Annotated in this window: 1 rRNA gene; it reads left to right on the forward strand. The window is 54.8% G+C overall.

The features are described 5' to 3' along the window. Nucleotides 1-252 (forward strand): 23S ribosomal RNA (locus ACW9JY_RS10630); the annotation flags it as partial.

Here is a 252-nt window from a genome sequence, read left to right on the forward strand (position 1 = left end):
AGCTACAAGGGGGGACACAGGAGGTAAAGCTACCGAGATAGGGTTGCGAATCTTCCAAGCGACGATGCCGAAGAAGCTGGTAGGGAAATCCGCTGGCAGAGGAGGAGTCGTGATGGGGAGGCCGCAAGGCCAACGGTAGACAATCACACTGTCGAGAAAAGCCTCGTGTAGTTAAGATCCTTTTACTGCCCGTTCTGGAAACCGACACAGGTAGACGAGCTGAGAAGGCGAAGGGGAGCGGAATAACCTTCG

The organism is Petrotoga sp. DB-2 (assembly GCF_054051725.1).